Origin of the sequence: Vibrio ichthyoenteri ATCC 700023, from assembly GCF_000222605.1 — a bacterium.
Taxonomy (GTDB): Bacteria; Pseudomonadota; Gammaproteobacteria; order Enterobacterales; family Vibrionaceae; genus Vibrio; species Vibrio ichthyoenteri.
Window position 1 is genome coordinate 22,120 of sequence record NZ_AFWF01000154.1, and the last position, 7,714, is coordinate 29,833.

Consider the following 7,714-nt stretch of genomic DNA (forward strand, 5'->3'; position numbering starts at 1 on the left):
ATGATTAATAATGGCAATGACATCGGCTTTATTCACGACATCGCAGGGCTGGATAAACTTCGTCAACAAGCGGTAAAGGGTGACGAAGCGAGTGAGAAAGAAGCGTTAGAAGCGGCGGCAAAGCAGTTTGAGTCGATTTTCACCAGCATGCTGTTTAAATCGATGCGTGACGCGAACGCGACCTTTGAATCCGGCTTATTAGATAGCCAAAACCAGCAGTTTTACCGTCAAATGCAAGATGAGCAAATGGCGAGTGAATTAAGCTCATCAGGTTCGCTCGGCCTTGCGGATATGATTGTCGCGCAACTAAGTACTGGTTCGATTGAGAACAAGAGCGCAACGAACCATGATGATTTTGCCGATATTATGGAAAAAGTGGATCGTGCCCGTCAGTCGCAATCACTGCGCGATGCTGAGCCTCAATCTGCCGAACCGGCAAGTAAAGTAGCAGCGAAAGCGGCAAACTTTGACTCACCAGAATCTTTCGTCGCATCGATGAAGCCTTATGCTGAAAAAGCGGCGCGCGCCTTAGGGGTTGATTCTTCATTACTCTTAGCGCAAGCGGCATTAGAAACAGGGTGGGGGCAAAAAATGGTCGCCAACACTCGTGGTAGCAGTAACAACCTATTTAACATCAAAGCGGATAAGAGCTGGGATGGTGGCAAAGTAGCGACTCAGACACTCGAATATCATCAAGGTGTACCGGTGCAAGAGAAAGCTGCTTTCCGTTCTTACTCCGATTATGAGCAAAGTTTCAATGACTATGTGCGTTTTCTTAATGAGAACCCGCGTTATACTACGGCCCTTCGTCATGGCGGCAACTCAGAGCAGTTTATCCGCGGTATTCATCAAGCCGGCTATGCGACCGATCCTCAATATGCAGAGAAGGTATTAAGGGTTAAAGATAAAATCGACCAGATGTAAAAAAAGTCACCTTCGGGTGATTTTTTTAATAGAGAATAGAGAATAGAGGGCGCTTACCTCTTGTAGCGGCATTCTATGGTCTTTTATTTTTTTCTCGTTTCTTCTTTATCTCTCGTTGTTCTTTTTTTCTTCGCCTCTCTATTCCCCATTCTTTCTTCTCACCGTTCTCATTGGCACACATATTGCTTTTATCTTATCAGTTATTCAGCTATCGCTGATTTTATAAGGTTTTCGGGGGCAATATGGCGTCGGATCTACTGGGTTTAGGTACACAAAGCGTACTCACGGCTCAGAGACAACTCAACACCACAGGGCATAACATTTCCAATGTCAACACAGAGGGCTATAGTCGCCAATCTGTGCTGCAAGGAACCAATGATCCACGTCAGTTTGGTGGCCAAACTTACGGTATGGGTGTGCATGTGGAAAATGTTCGCCGCTCTTTCGATCAGTTTGCCGTCAATGAGTTGAATATATCGACGACTAATTACGCCTCCCGCTATGACAACGAAGAAGATCTGCAAGTGTTGTCCGGTTTACTCTCTTCGGTCGCCTCACAAAAAATTCCTGAGAACATGAACGGTTGGTTTGATGCGGTTAAATCGCTTGCTGACAGCCCAAATGATGTCGGTTCGCGTAAAGTCGTGCTTGAAAAAGCGTGGTTTATTGCTCAAAACCTTAATGATTTAGACCGTGATATTCGTCGTCAACAAGATACGGCAAACAAAAAGCTGGAATTGGGTGTAGAGCGTGTTAACCAACTCGGTCTCGAAATTCGTGATATCAACCGCTTGATGATGCGTAACCCAGGGCCGCATAACGATTTGATGGATAGGCACGAAAAGTTAATTAGTGAACTATCAGAGTACACCAAAGTAACGGTGACTCCGCGTTCCAACCGAGAAGGTTTCAACGTACATATCGGTAACGGTCACATGCTGGTTTCTGGTACAGAAGCGAGTAAGTTGGCATTAGTTGATGGTTTTCCTGATGCACAACAACAACGTTTAGCGATGATTGAAGGCAAAGGCATCAAACCGATAACTAGCCGAGACATTGACGGTAAAATTGGCTCGATGCTAGACATGCGTGACAATAAAGTTCCGTTTCTATTAGATGAAATTGGTAAGTTGGCGATCGGTTTTTCTAATGCTGTCAACCATTTGCAAACTCAAGGTTTGGACCTGAAAGGTGAGATCGGCGCTGAAATGTTCACCGATGTAAACTCAGCGATTGCGGTCAAATCCCGCGTTGTTACTTCGTCAAATTCTAAAGCCGATCTTGAAGTCCACATTGAAAATATTACCCCGTTAAAAACCGGTGAGTACTCGTTGCAGTATGACGGTAGCGACTACTTTGTTACTCGACCTGACGGTGTTCGTGAACAAGCGAAATTAGAGGGTAATTCTATCAAGGTGGATGGTTTGCGTATCCAAATCAACCAAGAATTAGCCAGTGGTGAGCGGGTATTGATTCGCCCTACACGTTCGGGGGCAAATGAAATCAAATTAGCCATTGAAGATGTATCAAAGATCGCAGCACAAAGTTATGAAGCGTCGACGACCTTTGCTCAAGGCAGTGCCAAATTTGAAATTGAAGCCGCCGGTGCTTTAAAAGAATTCGAAGTAATTGTTTCGCCAGATGGCAAACAATTTGCCGTTACTGACAAGGACGGCACAGTATTGTTGCAACCTCAAGAATATCCGCCCAAAGGGGCCGTTGAGGTGCTAGGGACCAAATTTACCTTAACCGATGGTGCATTGCCGAACGATAAATTTACGGCAAATCTTGTCCCTTCGGAAGGCGGCAACGGCAACTTGCGCAAAATGTTGCATTTGCAAACGGACAAGCATTTGAATAACGGTGAGTCGACGGTTATTGATATTTACCACGACCTCAATACCAATATGGGATTGAAGTTATCAACCGCTTCCAAGATGACCGATATTTCACGGGTTGAAAAAGAATCAGCACAAGAGCGTGTTGCGACGGTGTCTGGCGTTAACCTTGATGAAGAAGCGGCCAATATGATGAAGTTTCAGCAAGCTTACATGGCCTCTTCGCGAGTGATGCAAGCGGCGAATGAAACCTTTGATACGATTTTGGCACTTAGGTAGGAGGCAGTAAATGTTAACCCGAATTTCCAGCTTTCATAATTACCAATCTGTGCAAAATGATATGCGCCGCCAAGAAGGTAAGGTTCATCATAACCAAGCCCAATTAGCGTCCGGTAAAAAGCTTATCCAGCCAAGTGATGATCCACTGGCGACGCACTATATCCAGAATATTGGTCAGCAATCAGAAGAACTGAAGCAGTATGTTAATGCCATCGTGCTGACTCGTAGCCGTATCGAGCACCAAGAAGTGATTGTCTCGAATGCGGAACAATATATTGATGAAGGCAAGCGCACGGTCATGGAAATGATCAATGGTGCGTTAGCGCCTGAAGACCGTATTGCAAAGCAACGCGAAATTGAAGAGCTGTTTGATAACTTACTGACATTGGGCAATACCCAAGATGAGTCGGGAAACTACGTATTCTCAGGCACTAAGCCTAAAGTCCAGGCGTTCTTTCGTGACAACGCCGGCAATGTGACTTATGCCGGTGACGACTATCAACGGAAAATGCGAATTTCCAACAGCCAAGAAATGCCGGTGAACGATCCGGGCAATAAAGTCTTCACACAAATAGCGAACCCTTTGGGTGACTACGATCCAAAATATCAGCTTGTTGAAGGTTCTGAGTTGTTATTGGAACGCGCGATTAACCTGAATGATTCAGATACCTCGACCTATAAAGTGACTTTCGTTGATATGCCAAATGGCAAATATGGTTATCAACTAGAGCGAGATGGCAGTGTGGTTAAAGCGGACGAATTTGATCCTACACAGGCGATTCAATATGAAGGTTTATCGATTCAAGTAAAAGGCCAGATCACCAAAGGTGATCAGATTGAACTTGAACCGAAAAAGACGTTCTCGATGTTTGAAACCTTTAAACGAGCACGTGACTTCTCTGAAGGGGAAGTTTCTGATGCTTCGAATACTGCTGAATTACATCAGGTTACCCAAGAATTTCATGCCGCATTTATTCATTTGAATAAAGCGCGTTCTGATTTAGGCGCGCGCTTAAGCACGCTTGATATTCAAGAAGAGCAACATGAAGATTTTCGTATGACGTTGGCTAAATCTAAGAGCAACTTTGAAGACTTAGATTACGCGGCTGCCGTGATTGAATTTAATGAAAACACTCGAGCGCTTCAGGCGTCTCAACAAGCGTTTGGTAAAGCGAAAGATTTAACGCTGTTTAACTATATATAAGCCTTATGTGCGATGCCATAAGTGCAAAATAGAGCTGAACCTGATACGACACGCATGTAAAAACGCAGTGGCAAACAGGTGGCAAAGTAACCACCTCTGATGAAAAAAACGGCAAGTTGAAGTGGTTGTTAAAATTGATATTGCCTTAATACTTTGTATTTAAAGGGAAAAATATTTTTATTTTCTGTTTGTAAAGTTGGCATATTAATTGAATTAACTAATTCAAAGTTTCACTAAACGGTTTTTAGGTAAGGGACTCCCTTACTGAACAAAATAATTTACGGTCAGTACTTCCAAATGAGATTAAGCTGGCCGCTTCGCAAGACATTGCGAACTCACTAGGAGTGCAAATTATGACCATTAACGTAAATACTAACGTCTCAGCGATGACCGCTCAGCGTTACCTTACAAAATCGACTGATGATCTGAATACCTCGATGGAACGTCTATCTTCAGGTAAGAAAATCAACAGTGCTAAGGACGACGCGGCAGGTCTACAGATTTCAAACCGACTTACAGCGCAATCTCGTGGCCTCGACGTAGCGATGCGTAATGCGAATGATGGTATCTCTATTGCGCAAACCGCGGAAGGTGCGATGGATGAATCCACCAGTATCTTACAACGTATTCGTGACCTATCACTGCAATCAGCTAACGGTACCAACTCAACCGCTGAGCGTGAAGCAATCAATGAAGAAGTGGTTGCACTGCAAGATGAATTGAACCGTATTGCAGAAACGACATCATTTGGTGGCCGTAAATTGCTTAATGGTCAGTTTGGTGAAGCGGCATTCCAAATTGGTGCGAGTTCTGGTGAGGCAATGATCATGGGGCTGACCAGTATCCGTGCTGATGAAGCTCGTATGGGCGGCCAAACTTTTGCCGGCACAATTGGTAAAGATAGTGAGTGGGGTATTCCGGCTGATAAAGCGGATCTGACCATTAAATTCACCACCAAAGAAGGTGAATTGGTTGATTTAGCAATCAACACTCGTGCTGGTGATGATATCGAAGAATTGGCCACTTACCTAAATGGTCAGTCACAAAAGCTAAATGCGTCAGTGGACGAAAATGGCCAGCTACAAATTTTTGTACCAAACCGACACCTAGAAGGTAATGTCGAGTTTGGTGGTGGGCTTGCCGGTGAACTAGGCCTAGAAGGCGGTCCAGGTACTGCTGCAACCGTTCAAAGTATCGATGTTACTACGGTTGGTGGTGCGCAAAATGCGGTAGGTATTGTCGATTCAGCTCTGCAATATGTCGATTCACAGCGTGCGGATCTGGGTGCTAAGCAAAACCGTTTAAGCCACAGTATTAATAACTTGGCTAATATCCAAGAAAACGTGGCGGCATCAAATAGCCGCATTCGTGATACTGACTTTGCCAAAGAAACCACGGCAATGACCAAAGCGCAAATTCTGCAACAGGCAGGGACTTCAATCCTTGCTCAAGCAAAACAATTGCCTAACTCTGCAATCACGCTATTGCAGTAATAGTAAGTCTCCCTACTGGCATTACCTAGACGTAGGACAGTAGGGGATTTACGGCAAGCATGAAAAAATTCACGCTGGGATTCTCTCTCACAACTATCCCAGAATGATGACGTTCATGCACGGCGGCCATAAATGATCATTTCTCTCGATCTCCACATTGGCTACCACAACTAGCCCCGGTTCTCTCAAAGGATGGGGCTTTTCTTTTTCTTCTAATTCCCTTCTCTGATATTTCTCGGCCCTTACCGCCTGCTTATGCCTTGGTATCATTGTCTTTTTTCTTTCTAAAAAGTGGCCCACGTGGTTTTTAATTTACTGAATAATTGTTCCAAATTTTTAGAGCTAGCTCAATTATTTATCAATAAATGATGAAATTTAAAACAAATTCTCCTATTGCTCTAAAGTTAACCAATTCCCCGTCGCTAATAAGGTTACTTTGAGAGAACTAATTGGTTTACCGAGACGTCGGAAACCGTACGGAATATCCGCTCGACGGAAATCAATAGGAGAGACACCATGGCGGTGAATGTAAATACAAACGTATCTGCGATGACAGCGCAACGTTACTTAAACAGTGCAACCAGTGCTCAACAAGAGTCAATGGAGCGCCTATCTTCTGGCTCAAGAATCAACAGCGCCAAAGATGATGCGGCAGGTATGCAGATTTCGAACCGTTTGAATGTGCAAAGTCGTGGTTTAGACGTTGCGGTTCGTAACGCGAATGATGGCATCTCTATCGCTCAAACCGCAGAAGGTGCAATGAATGAGAGCACCAATATTCTGCAGCGTATCCGTGATCTTTCTTTACAATCGTCTAACGGTTCGAATTCTGATTCTGAGCGCGTCGCGATTCAAGAAGAAGTGACCGCTTTAAACGATGAGTTATCGTATTGCCGAAACAACATCATTTGGTGGTAATAAGCTGCTCAACGGTACTTTTGCGACTAAGTCGATGCAAATTGGTTCTGATAACGGTGAAGCCGTTATGCTATCGCTACAAAATATGCGTAGTGATAACACCATGATGGGCGGTAATAGCTATCTAGCAGCAACGGAGAAGGGTGCTGGTTGGACAGTACAGGCTGACAATGCTGCGTTAGATATCACAGTGACAGACCGTTACAGTGGCGAAGAGAAGCTAATTAATATTGTTGCTAAAGAAGGTGATGATATTGAAGAAGTCGCGACTTACATTAATGGCCAAACCGATATGGTTAAAGCGTCAGTGAACGAAGATGGTCAACTACAACTCTTTACTGATAACAATAAAGTCAGTGGCACTGCGTCATTTGCAGGCTCGCTAGCCAGTGATCTACAAATCGGTGAAGCTAAGGTTCAAACTGTTGATACGATCGATGTGACAAGTGTTGGTGGCGCACAGCAATCGGTAGCGGTTGTCGATGCGGCATTGAAGTTTGTTGATAGCCATCGTGCTGAATTGGGTGCATTCCAAAACCGTTTCGACCATGCGATCAGTAACCTTGATAACATCAATGAAAATGTGAATGCGTCTAAGAGCCGTATTGCGGATACCGATTTTGCTAAAGAGACGACGGCACTGACCAAGTCTCAGATCCTTAGCCAAGCATCAAGTTCGGTATTAGCACAAGCTAAACAAGCGCCAAACTCTGCGTTAAGTTTGCTTGGTTAATCCTAATTCATCATGAATGATTCTAAATCCAGTCTTCGGGCTGGATTTTTTTATGTGTGCTATAGCGAGATTTGAGAACGTTGAACAGGGTAGTAGAGAATAGAGAATAGAGAATAGAGAATAGAGAATAGAGAATAGAGAATAGAGAATAGAGAATAGAGAATAGAGAATAGAGAATAGAGAGTTAAGCTGCAGATAAAACAAAACCCAGCAAAAGCTGGGTTCTATTAATGATGGTGCGGTCGGAGAGACTTGAACTCTCACACCTTACGGCGCCAGAACCTAAATCTGGTGCGTCTACCAATTCCGCCACGACCGCAGCAAA

At 44.2% G+C, this 7,714-nt stretch carries 4 protein-coding genes, 1 tRNA gene and 1 pseudogene; 5 read left to right on the plus strand and 1 reads right to left on the minus strand.

All coding sequences use genetic code 11. The features are described from left to right. From flgJ to RH85_RS11295, 5 genes and pseudogenes are all read left to right on the plus strand, one after another. On the plus strand, positions 1-924 hold the full coding sequence (gene flgJ / locus RH85_RS11275; RefSeq protein ID WP_006712363.1) for a flagellar assembly peptidoglycan hydrolase FlgJ: 924 nt from the start codon (positions 1-3) through the stop codon (positions 922-924). Between the two features lie 242 nt (positions 925-1,166). Further along, positions 1,167-3,041, plus strand: a complete 1,875-nt coding sequence (gene flgK / locus RH85_RS11280) for a flagellar hook-associated protein FlgK (RefSeq protein ID WP_006712365.1) — start codon at positions 1,167-1,169, stop codon at positions 3,039-3,041. Between the two features lie 10 nt (positions 3,042-3,051). After that, a complete protein-coding gene (flgL, locus tag RH85_RS11285; RefSeq protein WP_006712366.1) occupies positions 3,052-4,245 on the plus strand; it encodes a flagellar hook-associated protein FlgL in 1,194 nt (397 codons plus the stop codon). 353 nt (positions 4,246-4,598) lie between these two features. After that, the gene (locus RH85_RS11290) at positions 4,599-5,738 is read left to right on the plus strand and encodes a flagellin (RefSeq protein WP_006712367.1); all 1,140 of its coding nucleotides are present in this window, start codon (positions 4,599-4,601) and stop codon (positions 5,736-5,738) included. Positions 5,739-6,254: 516 nt separating this feature from the next. After that, positions 6,255-7,389 (plus strand): annotated as a pseudogene (locus tag RH85_RS11295) (flagellin). Between the two features lie 234 nt (positions 7,390-7,623). Here RH85_RS11295 and RH85_RS11300 read toward each other — a convergent pair. Next, positions 7,624-7,708 (minus strand) — tRNA-Leu (locus tag RH85_RS11300). Positions 7,709-7,714 lie beyond the last annotated feature (6 nt).

Bases quoted from the DNA above. Each gene is read 5' to 3' on its own strand.
- flgJ (WP_006712363.1), top strand. From the start codon at position 1: ATGATTAATAATGGCAATGACATCGGCTTTATTCACGACATCGCAGGG.
- flgK (WP_006712365.1), top strand. From the start codon at position 1,167: ATGGCGTCGGATCTACTGGGTTTAGGTACACAAAGCGTACTCACGGCT.
- flgL (WP_006712366.1), top strand. From the start codon at position 3,052: ATGTTAACCCGAATTTCCAGCTTTCATAATTACCAATCTGTGCAAAAT.
- RH85_RS11290 (WP_006712367.1), top strand. From the start codon at position 4,599: ATGACCATTAACGTAAATACTAACGTCTCAGCGATGACCGCTCAGCGT.